The sequence below is a fragment of the Frigoribacterium sp. 2355 genome (genome assembly GCF_054060695.1).
Window position 1 is genome coordinate 109,358 of sequence record NZ_JBSSDL010000006.1, and the last position, 13,958, is coordinate 123,315.

13 protein-coding genes are annotated in these 13,958 nt (G+C 72.2%); 12 read left to right on the plus strand and 1 reads right to left on the minus strand.

Annotated features, from left to right (window positions below):
- The first annotated feature begins 63 nt into the window (after positions 1 to 63).
- Genes rplM through glmM form a run of 3 tightly spaced genes read left to right on the plus strand, consistent with a single transcriptional unit; the run spans position 64 to position 2,417 of the window.
- A complete protein-coding gene (rplM, locus tag ACVJ1F_RS09445) occupies positions 64 to 510 on the plus strand; it encodes a 50S ribosomal protein L13 (RefSeq protein ID WP_043593314.1) in 447 nt (148 codons plus the stop codon).
- Between the two features lie 32 nt (positions 511 to 542).
- Entirely contained in the window at positions 543 to 1,028 is a 486-nt protein-coding gene (rpsI, locus tag ACVJ1F_RS09450) for a 30S ribosomal protein S9 (protein ID WP_082059799.1), read from the plus strand.
- A 27-nt stretch (positions 1,029 to 1,055) separates the two neighbouring features.
- Positions 1,056 to 2,417 carry a phosphoglucosamine mutase gene (glmM, locus tag ACVJ1F_RS09455; RefSeq protein ID WP_456885762.1) on the plus strand — a complete coding sequence of 454 codons (1,362 nt, stop codon included), beginning with the start codon at positions 1,056 to 1,058 and terminating at the stop codon, positions 2,415 to 2,417.
- Positions 2,418 to 2,560: 143 nt separating this feature from the next.
- On the opposite strand, the gene coaA is transcribed toward glmM, so the two are convergent.
- Positions 2,561 to 3,517, minus strand: a complete 957-nt coding sequence (coaA, locus tag ACVJ1F_RS09460; protein WP_123571284.1) for a type I pantothenate kinase — start codon at positions 3,515 to 3,517, stop codon at positions 2,561 to 2,563.
- 83 nt (positions 3,518 to 3,600) lie between these two features.
- Here coaA and glmS point away from each other — a divergent pair, with 83 nt between their 5' ends.
- The 9 genes from glmS (at position 3,601) to ACVJ1F_RS09505 (ending at position 13,934) form a co-directional block, all read left to right on the plus strand.
- The gene (glmS, locus tag ACVJ1F_RS09465; protein ID WP_456885764.1) at positions 3,601 to 5,454 is read left to right on the plus strand and encodes a glutamine--fructose-6-phosphate transaminase (isomerizing); all 1,854 of its coding nucleotides are present in this window, start codon (positions 3,601 to 3,603) and stop codon (positions 5,452 to 5,454) included.
- Between the two features lie 41 nt (positions 5,455 to 5,495).
- The gene (locus ACVJ1F_RS09470; RefSeq protein ID WP_456885766.1) at positions 5,496 to 5,915 is read left to right on the plus strand and encodes a holo-ACP synthase; all 420 of its coding nucleotides are present in this window, start codon (positions 5,496 to 5,498) and stop codon (positions 5,913 to 5,915) included.
- Positions 5,912 to 7,003: an alanine racemase gene (gene alr, locus ACVJ1F_RS09475; protein ID WP_285062378.1), complete on the plus strand. Its 1,092-nt coding sequence runs from the start codon at positions 5,912 to 5,914 to the stop codon at positions 7,001 to 7,003. Before ACVJ1F_RS09470 ends, alr (ACVJ1F_RS09475) begins: the two co-directional genes overlap by 4 nt.
- Positions 7,000 to 8,136, plus strand: a complete 1,137-nt coding sequence (gene alr, locus ACVJ1F_RS09480) for an alanine racemase (RefSeq protein ID WP_056043518.1) — start codon at positions 7,000 to 7,002, stop codon at positions 8,134 to 8,136. Before alr (ACVJ1F_RS09475) ends, alr (ACVJ1F_RS09480) begins: the two co-directional genes overlap by 4 nt.
- 47 nt (positions 8,137 to 8,183) lie before the next feature.
- Positions 8,184 to 8,696, plus strand: a complete 513-nt coding sequence (gene tsaE / locus ACVJ1F_RS09485; protein ID WP_456885909.1) for a tRNA (adenosine(37)-N6)-threonylcarbamoyltransferase complex ATPase subunit type 1 TsaE — start codon at positions 8,184 to 8,186, stop codon at positions 8,694 to 8,696.
- A 96-nt stretch (positions 8,697 to 8,792) separates the two neighbouring features.
- Positions 8,793 to 10,286: a polysaccharide biosynthesis tyrosine autokinase gene (locus ACVJ1F_RS09490; protein WP_456885768.1), complete on the plus strand. Its 1,494-nt coding sequence runs from the start codon at positions 8,793 to 8,795 to the stop codon at positions 10,284 to 10,286.
- Positions 10,283 to 11,407: a glycosyltransferase family 4 protein gene (locus tag ACVJ1F_RS09495; RefSeq protein ID WP_456885770.1), complete on the plus strand. Its 1,125-nt coding sequence runs from the start codon at positions 10,283 to 10,285 to the stop codon at positions 11,405 to 11,407. Before ACVJ1F_RS09490 ends, ACVJ1F_RS09495 begins: the two co-directional genes overlap by 4 nt.
- Positions 11,404 to 12,930, plus strand: coding sequence for a lipopolysaccharide biosynthesis protein (locus ACVJ1F_RS09500; protein WP_199736336.1), 1,527 nt, complete (start codon positions 11,404 to 11,406; stop codon positions 12,928 to 12,930). The genes ACVJ1F_RS09495 and ACVJ1F_RS09500 overlap by 4 nt, the downstream gene beginning before the upstream one ends.
- On the plus strand, positions 12,927 to 13,934 hold the full coding sequence (locus ACVJ1F_RS09505; protein ID WP_456885773.1) for a glycosyltransferase family 4 protein: 1,008 nt from the start codon (positions 12,927 to 12,929) through the stop codon (positions 13,932 to 13,934). Before ACVJ1F_RS09500 ends, ACVJ1F_RS09505 begins: the two co-directional genes overlap by 4 nt.
- Positions 13,935 to 13,958: the final 24 nt, after the last annotated feature.

The window sequence follows — 13,958 nt, forward strand, 5'->3', positions numbered from 1 at the left end:
GGTGACAACGGCAACGGAGCGGGATTCACGAACCTCTCACCTCGACCAGAAAGCAGCACTACTGTGACGCGCACTTTCTCCCCCAAGCCGGCTGACGTTCAGCCGAACTGGCTGATCATCGACGCCAACGACGTCGTGCTCGGCCGCCTCGCGAGCCACGTGGCAGCCCTGCTGCGAGGCAAGCACAAGCCGACCTTCGCCCCCCACATGGACATGGGCGACTTCGTCATCGTCATCAACGCCGACAAGGTGGCCCTCACCGGCTCCAAGCTGGCCGAGAAGCTCTACTACCGTCACTCGGGTTACCCGGGCGGCATCACGGCCACCACGTACTCCGAGATGGTCGAGAAGCACCCCACCCGTGCGGTCGAGAAGGCCATCCGTGGCATGCTGCCGAAGAACTCGCTGGGCCGTGCCCAGATCAAGAAGCTGAAGGTGTACGCGGGTGCCGAGCACCCCCACGCTGCTCAGCAGCCCACGGTTTACACCCTCGACCAGGTCGCCCAGTAGCGTCCGCCTTCAGACTTAAGGACCCCCACACAGTGGCTCAGATCGCAGATTCCATCGACCAGGCTCCCGAGAGCTTCACCACCGAGAGCTCGGCCCCCGAGGCCGCCGCGACGCCCCGCCCCGTGCTGAGCGTCGGCGGTTCCGCCGTCGGTCGCCGCAAGGAGGCCATCGCTCGTGCGCGCCTCACGCCCGGCTCCGGCACGATCGTCGTGAACGGTCGCACCCTCGAGGACTACTTCCCCAACAAGCTGCACCAGCAGCTGATCAACGACCCGTTCAAGGTCCTCGACCTGCTCGGCTCGTACGACGTGGCCGTCAAGGTCACCGGTGGTGGCCCCTCGGGCCAGGCCGGTGCCCTCCGTCTCGCCATCGCCCGTGCGCTGAACGAGATCGACCGCGAGAACAACCGCGCCACGCTCAAGAAGGCCGGCTTCCTCACCCGTGACGCCCGCGTCATCGAGCGCAAGAAGGCCGGTCTCAAGAAGGCCCGCAAGGCCTCGCAGTTCTCGAAGCGCTAACCAGCACCACACAAGGCAGGTCTCGCGATGTCGCGTTTGTTCGGTACCGACGGTGTCAGAGGCCTCGCCAACCGTGAGCTGACCGCCGCGCTCGCCCTGGGGCTCTCCCAGGCGAGCGCGGTGGTGCTCACGAAGGGGCATCACGCCGATGCCCGTCGCGCCGAGGGGCGGCGACCCGTCGCCGTCGTCGCGCGCGACCCCCGCATCTCCGGTGAGTTCCTCACCGCGGCCGTCTGTGCCGGGCTCGCCAGCTCGGGTGTCGACGTGCTCGACGCCGGAGTCATCCCGACCCCCGCCGCGGCCTTCCTGGTCGACGACATCGGCGCCGACTTCGGCGTGATGATCAGCGCCTCGCACAACGTCGCGCCCGACAACGGCATCAAGTTCTTCGCCTTCGGCGGAACCAAGCTCCCCGACGAGGTCGAAGACCGCATCGAGGCCGCCATGGCCGATCCGCAGCTGATGCCGATCGGTGGCGACGTGGGCCGCATCCGTCGGTTCGCCGACGCCGAGGACCGCTACGTGCTGCACCTGCTCGGCGCCCTGCCCAACCGACTCGACGGCATCCACGTCGTCCTCGACTGCGCCCACGGGGCCGCCTCGGCCGTCTCGCCCGAGGTGTTCACCGACGCCGGCGCGACGGTCACCCTGATCGGCGCCGATCCCGACGGCGTGAACATCAACGACGGCGTGGGGTCGACCCACCTCGACAACCTCGCGAAGGCCGTCCTCGAGCACGGGGCCGACGTCGGCATCGCGCACGACGGCGACGCCGACCGCTGCCTGGCCGTCGACGCCACCGGCGCCGTGGTCGACGGCGACCAGATCATGGCCATCATCGCCCTGGCGCAGAAAGAACGTGGCGCCCTCGTCGACGACACGCTCGTCGCCACGGTGATGAGCAACCTCGGCCTCATCCGCGCCATGGCCGAGCACGGCATCACGGTCCGCCAGACCAAGGTCGGCGACCGCTACGTGCTCGAGGACATGAACGAGCACGGCTTCACCCTCGGCGGCGAGCAGTCCGGCCACATCGTCTTCGCCGACTACGCCACCACCGGCGACGGCATCCTCACCGGTCTCTCGCTCGTGGCCCGCATGGCCGCGACCGGCAAGAGCCTGGCCGAGCTCGCCTCGGTCATGACGGTCTTCCCGCAGATCATGATCAACGTGCGGGACGTCGACCGCTCGCGAGCCGCGTCCGACGAGGGCGTGGCCGAGGCCGTCCGCCGGTTCGAGGCCGAGCTCGGCGACACCGGCCGCGTGCTGCTCCGCCCCTCGGGCACCGAGCCCGTGGTGCGCGTGATGGTCGAGGCCGCCGACCAACCGACCGCCGACCGCGTCGCCCACTCGCTGGCCGACGTCGTGCGCGAGCGACTCGCCCTCTGACCCGGGCGGCGGACGGGGCGCGACGTCCCGGTGACGTCACCCGCGCCTCCTGACCGGACGCGGTGCGCGACCGGCTGCGGCGCCTGAGCCGACCCGGCGCCTGACCGGACGCGTCGCCTGAGCCGGCCCGGCGTCGCCGCGGCTCAGATCTTGCGCAGCAGGACCGAACTGACCTTGTGGTCGGCCGCCTTCCGCAGGACGAGCGTCGCCCGTGACCGGGTCGGCAACACGTTCTCGATCAGGTTGGGCTCGTTGACCGACTTCCAGATGCCCGAGGCGAACGACCGCGCCTCGGGTTCGCTCATGTCGGCGAAGCGGTGGAAGAACGAGCGCTCCTGGGTGAACGCGCCCTTCTGCAGGGCGAGGAACCGTTCGACGAACCAGTTCTCGATGTCGCCGGTGCGGGCGTCGACGTAGACCGTGAAGTCGAACAGGTCGCTCAGGGCGAGCCGGCCGGCGACGGCGGGCTGCAGCACGTTCAAGCCCTCGACGATCAGGATGTCGGGCCGCCGCACGACGACCTCGGCGCTCGGCATGATGTCGTAGCTGGTGTGCGAGTAGAACGGCGCCCGCACTTCTTCGGCGCCGCTCTTGACCTGCGAGACGAACCGCAGCAGGTGGCGGCGGTCGTACGACTCGGGGAACCCCTTGCGGCTCATGATGCCGCGGCGTTCGAGTTCGGCGTTCGGGTAGAGGAACCCGTCGGTGGTCACCAACTCGACGCGGGGGGTGTCGTCCCAGCGGCTGAGCAGCTCCCGCAGGAGGCGCGCGACGGTCGACTTGCCGACGGCCACCGACCCGGCGACGCCGATCACGAAGGGCGTGCGCTGGGCCCGTTCGCCGAGGAAGTCGCTCGTGGCCCGGTGCAGGTTGCGGGCGCCGGCGGCGTAGAGGTTGAGGAGGCGGCTGAGCGGGACGTAGACGTCCTGCACCTCGCGCATGTCGAGGCGGTCGCCGAGGCCGCGCAGCTGGACGATCTCGGTCTCGGTCAGCGGCAGGCGCGTCGTCGGGGCCAGGTCGGCCCAGGCGTCGCGCCCGATCTCGACGAAGGGGCTCGCGTGCACGGCGGAGGGCGCGGTCGTCGGGTTGGCTTCGGCCATGCGCACGAGGCTACCGGTCCGGGGTCGACGCGAGTCGGCACGGCCCGCCGGGCTCTCGGACGGGAACCTCTAGGATCTACCCCATGTGTGGAATCGTGGGATACGTCGGAACGGGTGACAAGAGCATCGAGGTGCTGCTGGGCGGCCTCAAGCGACTCGAGTACCGCGGGTACGACTCGGCGGGAGTCGCCGTGATCGACGCCGCGGGCGACCTCGGCACCCGCAAGAAGGCCGGCAAGCTGCAGATGCTCGTCGACGACCTCGAGGCGACACCGCTGACCGACGGCACGACCGGCATCGGCCACACCCGGTGGGCGACCCACGGTGGCCCGACCGACGCGAACGCGCACCCCCACCTCGCGGACGACGGCAAGTTGGCCCTCATCCACAACGGCATCATCGAGAACTTCTCCGAGCTCAAGGCGGAGCTGCTCGCCGAGGGCGTCGAGTTCCTCAGCGAGACCGACTCCGAGGTCGCCGCGCTCCTGGTGGCCCGGGCCTACCGTTCCTCCGGCGACCTGACCGAGGCCCTGCGCACGGTCGTCAACACCCTCGACGGCGCCTTCACGCTGCTCGTCGTGCACGCCGACCAGCCGGGCGTCGTCGTCGGCGCCCGCCGCAACTCGCCCCTCGTCATCGGCCTGGGCGAGGGCGAGAACTTCCTCGGCAGCGACGTCGCGGCCTTCGTCGCCCACACCCGTCGGGCCATGTCGATCGGGCAGGACCAGCTCGTGACGATCCGTCCCGACTCGGTCGAGGTCGTCGACTTCTCCGGGGCTCCCGTCGAGACGACCGAGTTCGAGGTCGACTGGGACGCCTCGGCCGCCGAGAAGGGCGGCTGGTCCAGCTTCATGGCGAAAGAGATCAGCGAGGAGCCCGAGGCCGTCGCCAAGACGCTGCTCGGCCGCATCACCGCCGAGGGCGCCGTGACCCTGACCGAGCTCGACGGCGTGCGCGAGCGCCTCCTGACCGTCGACCGCGTCATCGTCATCGCCTGTGGCACCGCCGCCTACGCCGGCATCCTCGGCAAGTACGCCATCGAGCAGTGGGCCCGCATCCCCGTCGAGGTCGAGCTGGCGCACGAGTTCCGCTACCGCGACCCGGTCCTCGACGAGAAGACCCTCGTGGTGTCGATCAGCCAGTCGGGCGAGACGATGGACACCCTGATGGCCGTCAAGTACGCCCGAGAGCAGGGCGCCCAGGTGCTGTCGATCTGCAACACGCAGGGCTCGACGATCCCGCGCGAGTCCGACGCCGTGCTCTACACGCACGCGGGCCCCGAGGTCGCCGTCGCGTCGACCAAGGCGTTCGTCGCCCAGGGCACCGCGCTCTTCCTGCTGGGCCTGCACCTGGCGACCCTGCGCGGCACGCTCAGCGCCGAGGCCATCGCCGAGCAGGTCACCGACCTGCACGAGATCCCCGGCAAGATCGAGCAGGTGCTCGAGTCGTCCGAGCGCATCAAGACCCTCGCCGGCTGGATGGCCGACACCCGGTCGGTGCTGTTCCTCGGGCGTCACGTGGGCTACCCCATCGCCCTCGAGGGTGCGCTCAAGCTGAAAGAGCTGGCCTACATCCACGCCGAGGGCTTCGCCGCTGGCGAGCTCAAGCACGGCCCGATCGCCCTGATCGAGCCCGGTCAGATCGTCTTCGTCGTCGTCCCCAGCCCGCGCGACCCGCGGTCGCTGCACCCCAAGGTCGTCTCGAACATCCAAGAGATCCGCGCGCGCGGCGCCCGCGTCATCGCGATCGCCGAAGAGGGCGACGCCGCGGTGCTGCCCTTCGCCGACGAGGTGCTGCACATCCCGCTGGCGGCCCCGCTCTTCGAGCCCCTGCTGTCGGTCGTGCCGCTGCACATCTTCGGCATGGAGCTCGCCGCCGCCAAGGGCCTCGACGTCGACCAGCCGCGCAACCTGGCCAAGTCGGTCACCGTCGAGTAGCGGGTCGTGCAGCCGGGGCAGGGCGTCAGGCGGGTGAGGACGTGATCGTGGGCATCGGCGTCGACGTCGTCGACCTCGGGCGCTTCGACCGCTCGATCGAGCGCACACCGGCGCTCGCCACGCGTCTGTTCCGAGCTGACGAGCTCGTCCTCCGGGACGGCAGCCCCCGCGGGCGCCCGTCGCTCGCGGCCCGCTTCGCCGCCAAGGAGGCGCTGATCAAGTCCCTGGGCGGCTCCACCGGAGTCCGCTGGCACGACGTCGTGGTCGTCTCCGACGACCAGGGAGCCCCGTCGCTCGTGCTCAGCGGGGGAGCGCGGTCGCTCGCCGACTCGCGAGGCGTCTCGCGCCTCCATCTGTCGCTCAGCCACGACGGCGGGGTGGCGGTCGCCTACGTCGTCGCCGAGGGCGACGGCCGGGCCCCCGTCGAGCACGACGCACACCACGAAGGGGCGGACCGATGACCCACGACGTCACCATCACCGTCGACACGGCCGCGTTGCGCCACAACGTCGAGGTCCTCCGGGCCGCCGTCGCGCCGTCGGCCGTCATGGCCGTGGTCAAGGCGAACGCCTACGGCCACGGTGCCGTCGAGTGCGCCCGGGCCTTCGTCGAGGCCGGCGTCGACTGGCTCGGGGTGGCCGACCTGACCGAGGCCGTGGCCCTGCGTCGAGCCGGTGTCGAGGCGCCGGTGCTCGCGTGGCTGCACGCTCCCGACGAGGACTTCGTCGAGGCCGCGGCGCTCGGCATCACCCCCGCGGTGTCCAGCGTCGACCAGCTCGAGGCGGCCGTGGCGGCCGGCGTCCGCGCGGTCCACCTGGCGATCGACACGGGTCTGAGCCGCAACGGGGCCGTCGAGTCCGAGTGGCCCGAGCTGTTCGACCGCGCGGCCGGCCATGACGCCGTCGTGCCGGTCGAGGGCCTCATGACCCACGTGTCGAACGCGTCGTCCGAGGACGACGGCCTGCAGACGGCCCGCTTCGCCCGGGCGTCCGCGATGCTCGACGAGCGGGGGGTGCGGCCGCCCCTGCTGCACGTGGCCGCCTCGGCGGCGGCGCTCGACTACGTGGGGACACGAGCCACGATGGTGCGCTTCGGCCTCGCGAGCTACGGGCTGAGCCCGTACGCCGACCGCACGTCCGCCGAGCTCGGCCTGCGCCCGGCCATGACCGTCACGGCGCCGGTGACCACCGTCAAGCGCATCCCGGCGGGTGAGGGCGTGTCGTACGGCTACCTCTTCCGTCCCGAGCGCGACACGTCGATCGCCATCGTGCCGGTCGGGTACGCGGACGGCATCGACCGGGCCGCGAGCGAGCGCGCCTCCGTCACGATCGGTCGGCGCACCTACCGCGTCCGGGGGCGCATCGCCATGAACGCCCTGGTGATCGACGTGGGCGACGACCCCGTCGAGATCGGCGACGAGGTCGTGCTCTTCGGCGACCCGGCGCTGGGTCGGCAGTCCGCCGCCGACTGGGCCGAGGCGATGGGCGGCATCACCTACGAGGTCGTCGCCTGCCTGGCCGCCGGCCTCACCCGGAGGTACACCGCATGAGCGCCGCGACGTCCCTACGACGGGCCACGGTCGACCTGGCCGCGTACCGGGCGAACCTCGAGTCGTTGATCGCCCGTCTCGACCCGGTCGAGATCCTGGCCATCGTCAAGGCCGACGCCTACTCCCATGGCGCCCCCGTGCTCGTGCCCGAGGCCGTGGCGGCGGGCATCCGCTGGTTCGGCACGGTCGAACTCGCGCCGGCCCTCGAGATGCGACGGCTGGGCATCGGCGGCGACGCCTCGTTCTTCGCCTGGCAGCTCAGCCCGTCCGACGACCTCGAGGCGGCCGTCGACCTGCGGGTCGACCTGGGGGTGTCGACCTTCGACCAGCTCGACGCCGTCGCGGCGGTCGCACGGGCCCGCGGCGGTGTCGCCCTCGTCCACCTGACGATCGACACGGGCCTGCACCGTGAGGGGTGCCTGCCCTCGGACTGGCCGGCCTTCGTCGCCCGTGCCGTCGAGTTGCGCGACGAGGGGGTGGTCCGCCTGCGGGGCATCTTCTCGCACGTCAGCGAGACGAGCGAGGCCGACGACCAGGCCGCGGCCCGCGTGTTCGAGCAGGCCGTGGCCGAGGCCGAGGCGCTCGGGGCCACCGTCGAGAAGCGGCACATGTCGTCGAGCTCGGCCGCACTCGAACACCCCGAACGACGCTTCGACATGGTGCGCATGGGGTCGAACGGCCTGGGCATCCCCGTGACCGAGGGCGTCACCGCCGCCGACCGGGGACTGCGGCAGGTGCTCACGCTGAGCGCGTCCGTGGTCAAGGTCAAGCGCGTCGCCGCGGGCACCGGCGTCTCGTACGACTACACGTTCCGTGCTCCGTCCGACACGACGCTCGCGCTCGTGCCCCTGGGGTACGCCGACGGCGTCAGCCGGCGGGCACAGGGCACCGTGCACGTCGTCGTGAACGGCGCGCCCCGCCCGATCGTGGGCCGGGTCGCGATGGACCAGTTCCTGGTCGACATGGGCGACGACCCCGTGGCGGTCGGTGACGAGGTCGTGTTGTTCGGGCCGGGCGACCAGGGCGAGATGACCATCGGCGAGTGGGCCGACGCCACCGACACGATCCCCGAAGAGGTCGCCTGCCGCGTCGGAGCCCGGGTGCCCCGCGTCTACGTCGGCGGACGGCCGTGACCGTCCAGGGCGACCCCGTCGAGCTGATCGTCGCCGACGCCGACGCCATGGAGGCGCTGGGGCGTCGGATGGCCGGGTCGCTGCGGGCGGGTGACCTGCTGGTGCTGACCGGACCGCTCGGCGCCGGCAAGACGACCTTCACGCGCGGCCTCGGCGAAGGGCTCCAGGTGCGCGGCCAGGTGGCGAGCCCGACGTTCGTCCTGGCGCGCACGCACCCGACCGCGTCGGGTACGCCCCTGGTGCACGTGGACGCGTACCGGCTGTCGGGCGAGGCCGAGCTCGACGACCTGGACCTCGACTTCGAGGGCTCGATCGTCGTGGTCGAGTGGGGAGCCGGACTGCTGGACGGCGTCGCCGAGTCGTGGCTCGACATCGTCATCGAGCGTCCGACCGGGGCGGCCGAGGCGCCGGTCGTCGACGCGTCGGACGACGGGTCGGCGGGGCACGGGCCGGACGACGAGCAGGAGGCGCCCGCTCCCGAGGTGCTGGACGAGCCGAGACGCGTGACGATCACGCCGCACGGCACCCGCTGGGCCGACACGGCCCTGCTCGCCGACTGACCGTCGCGGGCACGGGCACCCCCTCCGGGGGTCGTGAGGACCTCTCTGCTCCGGGTATGCTCGCCAGGTTCCACCACCTCAACCCGGGAGTGTCCGTTGGATCCTCAGCACTACTGGCGCGCTCTCCTGAAGAGTTGGCCCCTCGTCGTCGTCCTCGCCCTCGTCGGCGGAGGCGCGGGTTACGCGTACGCCCAGACGCAGCCCGACTCGTTCCGGGCCACGAGCAGCGTGTTCGTCTCGGCGACCGAGGGCTCCGACCCCAACGAGCTGTTGCAGGGGTCGTCGTACACGCAGAACCTCGTGCAGAGCTACACGCGTCTCGCCACGTCGTCGGTCGTGCTCGAACCCGTCATCCAGCAGATGGGCCTCGACGTGACCCCGACGCAGCTGGCACGTCAGATCACCGCCGAGAACCCTCTGAACACCGTCATCATCGACGTCGCCGTGGTGGACGGCGACGCGCAACGGGCGGCCGACGTCGCGAACGCGGTCACCATCTCGTTGAGCCGGCAGGCCCGGGCGCTGTCGCCCGAGAACACCGCCGGCAACTCGACGCTGAGCGTCGCGCCGATCGCCGAGGCCACGCCCCCGACGTCGCCCATCAGCCCGAACCGCCGACTGATCGCCCTGAGCGGTCTCGCCGTCGGAACCGTCCTCGGCATCGCCCTGGCGCTGCTGCGATCGGTGGTCGACACCAGGCTCCGCACCGCCCGCGACGTCGAGGACCTGCACCTCGTGCCGTTGCTCGGCAGCGTCACGCGCCGCAACCGTGGTGTGCTGGCTCTCTCCGACGAACCCCAGGGCGCGGCGGCGGACGACTTCCGTCGCATCCGGGCCCAGCTGCAGTTCGCGGACGTCGACCGGGCCACCCGGACCATCGCCGTCTCGTCGGTCGCGGCCGACGAGCGCGAGGGTCGGGCTGCGGTCGCCCTCGACCTCGCGCTGGCCTTCGCCGAGCGGGGCCTCGAGGTGCTCGTGGTGGACGCCGACCTGCGCGGCAGCGGTCTCGCCGAGCTCGCCGCCGTCTCGGACGAGGTCGGCCTGACCGACGTCGTCGTCGGCCGACTCGAGTTCGCCGCCGCCGTGACGTCGTGGCGCGACGGCGTCGACATCCTCACGGCCGGCGACGTGCCGCCGAACCCGAGCCCACTGCTGAGCTCGCGATCGATGGCCCTGCTGCTCGAGACCGCCGGGGAGCGCTACGACGTCGTCGTGGTCGACGCCCCCGCGGTGCTCACGTCGTCCGACACGCTCGAGATCGGTCGCCTGACCGACGGCGTCGTCATCGTCGCCACGGCGGGCCGGTCGACCCGACCGCGGCTCGTGTCGGCCGTCCGCGCGCTGACGAACGTGAAGGTGCGCGTCATCGGCGTCGTGTTCGACGGGGTGGCCCCGGGCCGTCAGCGGGCGTCGCACGACCTGCCGCCGTCGGTGCTCGTGCCCGTCTCGACGTCGTCCGACGAGCAGACCTATCCCTTCGGCTCCACCACGACGGCCGACGCGGCCGCCCCGACGGCCGCCACGACCGACGCGGCGGCCCCGGGCAGGTCCCGCCGCACCGCGGGTCGCCAGGGCGACGCCACGTCGTGAGCCCCACCCGCCCGGCCCGCCCGTCCCGGGGGCGCACGCCGCGCCTCCCGGCGGTCCGCCTCTACGAGTCCGTGCGCACGGCCCACCTCGAGCGGGCGCACGAGCTGGCGCCCGCCAGCATCGTCTACCGCGTCACCCGCTACGACTTCGACGACTCGCTCGCCGCGGGGCTCGACCTCGTGCAGGCCGGTCCGCTCGCCTCGGCCTGGCTGATCGCGCGGTCACGGGTCGAGACGCTCGAGGTGAACGAGCCGCTCATGACGTCGAGCCTGCCGACCACGGCGCTGGTGCTGGCCGCCCTCGCGGTGCGACGCCGGCTGACCGGCCGCCGCACGGTCGTCGTCAGCTACCTGATCGGCAACGCCGACCCCTTCGACGCGGCCACGGCTCCGCGCCTCAGGACGCGACTGCGCCGACGAGGCGAACGCGTGCTGGCACGCGCGGTCTGGCGCCGTCTCGACCGGGTGGTCTTCGGGACGGACGCCGCACGCGAGACGTACGCGCGCCTCCTGGGGGCCGCCTCGCCCCGCGTCACCACGACCACGGTGCCGGCCCTGCCGACCCGGCACGCGGACGCCCGCGGTGGCGGCGTCCGCTCGCCCGCGGTGGCCTTCGTCGGCTCGTTCGTCGAGCGCAAGGGGCTGCGCGTCCTGGCGGCGGCCTGGCCGCTCGTCGTCGCCGCCCGCCCCGAGGCGACGCTGACGCTGCTCGGCAAGGGCGCGCTCGAGCAGGAGGCGCGGGCACTGTCGGTCGCGCAGCCCTCGGTCGCCGTCGAGGTCGACCCACCCCGTCCCCGCATCCACTCCGTGCTCGAGGAGGCGCGCGTGCTCGTGCTCTGGTCGCAGCCCAGCCCGACCTGGCGCGAACAGGTGGGGTTGCCGATCGTCGAGGGGCTGTCGCACGGCTGCACCGTCGTCACGACCACCGAGACGGGGCTCGCCGACTGGCTCGACGCCCACGGCCACGTGGTCGCGTCCGACCCCCGCGCACCACAGGTGCTGGCCGACGCGATCGTCGAGGCGCTCGACGCCGGACGCGCCGCCGACGACGTGCTGGCCGACCTGCCCGACCGGGACGGACGCCTCTCCGCGGACGACCGACTGTTCAGGAGCGCCTCGTGAGCCGGTCGACGACGGGCTCGGCCGGTCGTCCCCGCCGGGGCGGAGCGATGGCCGCCGTGGGCTCGACCGCGGCGACGAAGGTCATCGTGATGGGCCTGTCGGGCGTGCTCGGCATCATCACGAGCCGCATGATCATCCAGAACTTCGGCACCGACGCCTACGCGCAGTACGGGCTGCTCTCGACCTTCCCGACCCTGTTGCCGTTCGCCGACCTCGGCATCGCGGCCATCGTCATCAACGCGGTGGCCGGATCGTCGTCGGTCCGCACCGACGACTTCGTCAAGCGCTCGATCGTCACCGCCTTCCGCGTGCTGCTGGTGTCGGGCGGCATCATGGTCGCGGTCGCCCTGCTCATCACCCTCGCGGGCTGGTGGCCCGTTCTGCTCGGCGAGGGGTTGCTGCCCGACGGTGGCTCGCTCGCGGCGGGACTCTGCCTCGCGGTGTTCGGCCTCGTGATCCCGCTCACGGTCGGGCAGCGCATCCTCGTGGGGCTGAAGAAGACCAGCACGCAGGTCGCCAGCCAGGCCGTCGTGGCACCGTTCATGCTGCTCGCCATCGGTTCGGCCGTCATGTTCAGCGTGCCGGTCGGCAGCTACCTCGCGGTCATCTCGTACGTGGCCAACAGCCTCGTCTCGGTGATCTGCCTGATCGTGGCGGCGCGCGCGCTGTCGCCGCAGATCGGGTCGGCCGTCAAGCTCGTGCCCCGCATCCGCAGCTACCGCGGCGTGCCCGCGCTGGGCCTGGCCTGGCCGATGCTCGTGCAGATGATCGCCCTGCCGGTCGCGATGCAGACCGGCCGCCTGCTCCTCAGCCACCTGGCCGGGCCGGACGAACTCGCGCAGTACAACCTCGCCTCGCAGCTCTTCGGCATCGTGCTGCAGACCGTCGCGGCCGCGGGCATCGCCCTCTGGCCGGTCTACGCCGCGGCCCGCTCGGCCGGGCGGGTGGAGTCGCCGACCGTGCCGACGCTGTGGTTCCTGCTGGGGGGACTCGTGCTGGGCACGGCGCTCGCCGTGCTGAGCCCGTTCCTGGCGCGCTTCGTCTCGGGCGGGGCGATCACGCTCGACGGCTGGATGCTCGTCGGGTTCGTGGTGTTCGTCGGCCTGCAGGCGGCGAAGTACCCGGTCGGCATGTACATGACCGACAAGACCGGGCTGGTCTTCCAGGTGCTGCCGATCGTGCTGATGGTGCCGCTCAACCTGGGGTTGTCGTGGTGGTTCATCGGGCAGGTCGGGGCCGCCGGACCCGTGCTGGGGTCGGCGATCTCGGTGGCGCTCTGCCAGCTCGTGCCGAACCTCTGGTACGTGTCGCGCGACCTCGGTCGCCGTCGGGCGGAGGCGGCAGCGGGCGGAGCGGCCGGCGACGATGCCGACGACGACGGCACGGTAGGCCTCGACGTCGACGAGCAGCGTGGCGACGAGACGGCGACCGACCAGGCCATCGTCGAGCGGGCGGCGGCCGAACAGGCCTCCGACGCACGGTCCGGCGACGGGCGTGGCGACGGACCCGAGGAGGCGCGGTGATCGAGGTCCTGTTCGCGAGCGAACGCGACGTCCCCGGTTGGGCGGCCGACCACGCGGCGGGCCTCCGGCCCGGCCTCTGGCCGTACGGCCTCGAGGCGTTGCAAGACGCAGACCCGGAGGCGCGCATCGCGTCGGTCCCGGAACCCGGCCGCCTGCAGGTGCTGCGCGACCGGGTGGTGCCGCGCCGCGCCTCCTCGTCCGGGGTGCCGTCCGACGACGTCGGGGTGACCTGGGACGAGAACGTCGCGCGTCGGATGCTGCTGGCACGGCCGCACGAGCGCATGTACACGGGCGTCATCTGGGTGACGGACCGGGTCGAGCGCGGGCAGGACGTCGGGCGCATGCGTGACGTGCTGCGACGCATGAGCGGACTCTGGGTGATCAGCCGCGGGCAGGTCGAGCCGTTGCGACGGTTCGTCGGCGAGGACGGCCCACCGGTCGGGTTCTTCACCTTCGGGGTCGACGAGGACTTCTTCGCGGCGCGTCCGTGGCCCACGCGACCGATGGTGCTGAGCATCGGAGGCGACCGCGACCGCGACCCGGCGACCCTGTTCGCGACGCTCGAGCAGGTCCACGCCGAGCGACCGGACGTCGAGCTGGTCGTGCAGACGACGAGCGACGCGGCCCCGCCCGAGGGCGTCACCGTGGTGCCGCACGTCTCGCACCGCGAGCTGGCCGAGCTGTACGCCCGTGCCTCGCTCGTCGCCGTGGCGACGCGCGACAACCTGCACGCGTCCGGCATGACGGTCAGCCTCGAGGCGATGGCCACGGGTCGGCCCGTCGTGATGACGGACACGCCGGGCATCGAGGACTACGTGGTGCACGAACGCACCGGGCTGCTCGCGCCGGTGGGGGACTCGGCGGCCCTCGCCGGGCACGTGCTGCGGCTGCTCGGCGACGAGGCCGAGGCACGCGCGTTCGGCGCGGCGGGACGGGCCCTCGTCGAGGAACGGCTGACGACGCGGCACCTCGCGGCGTCGCTGGCGGAGTTCGTCGGCGCCTGAGGCGACCGCGCACGCATCCGACCG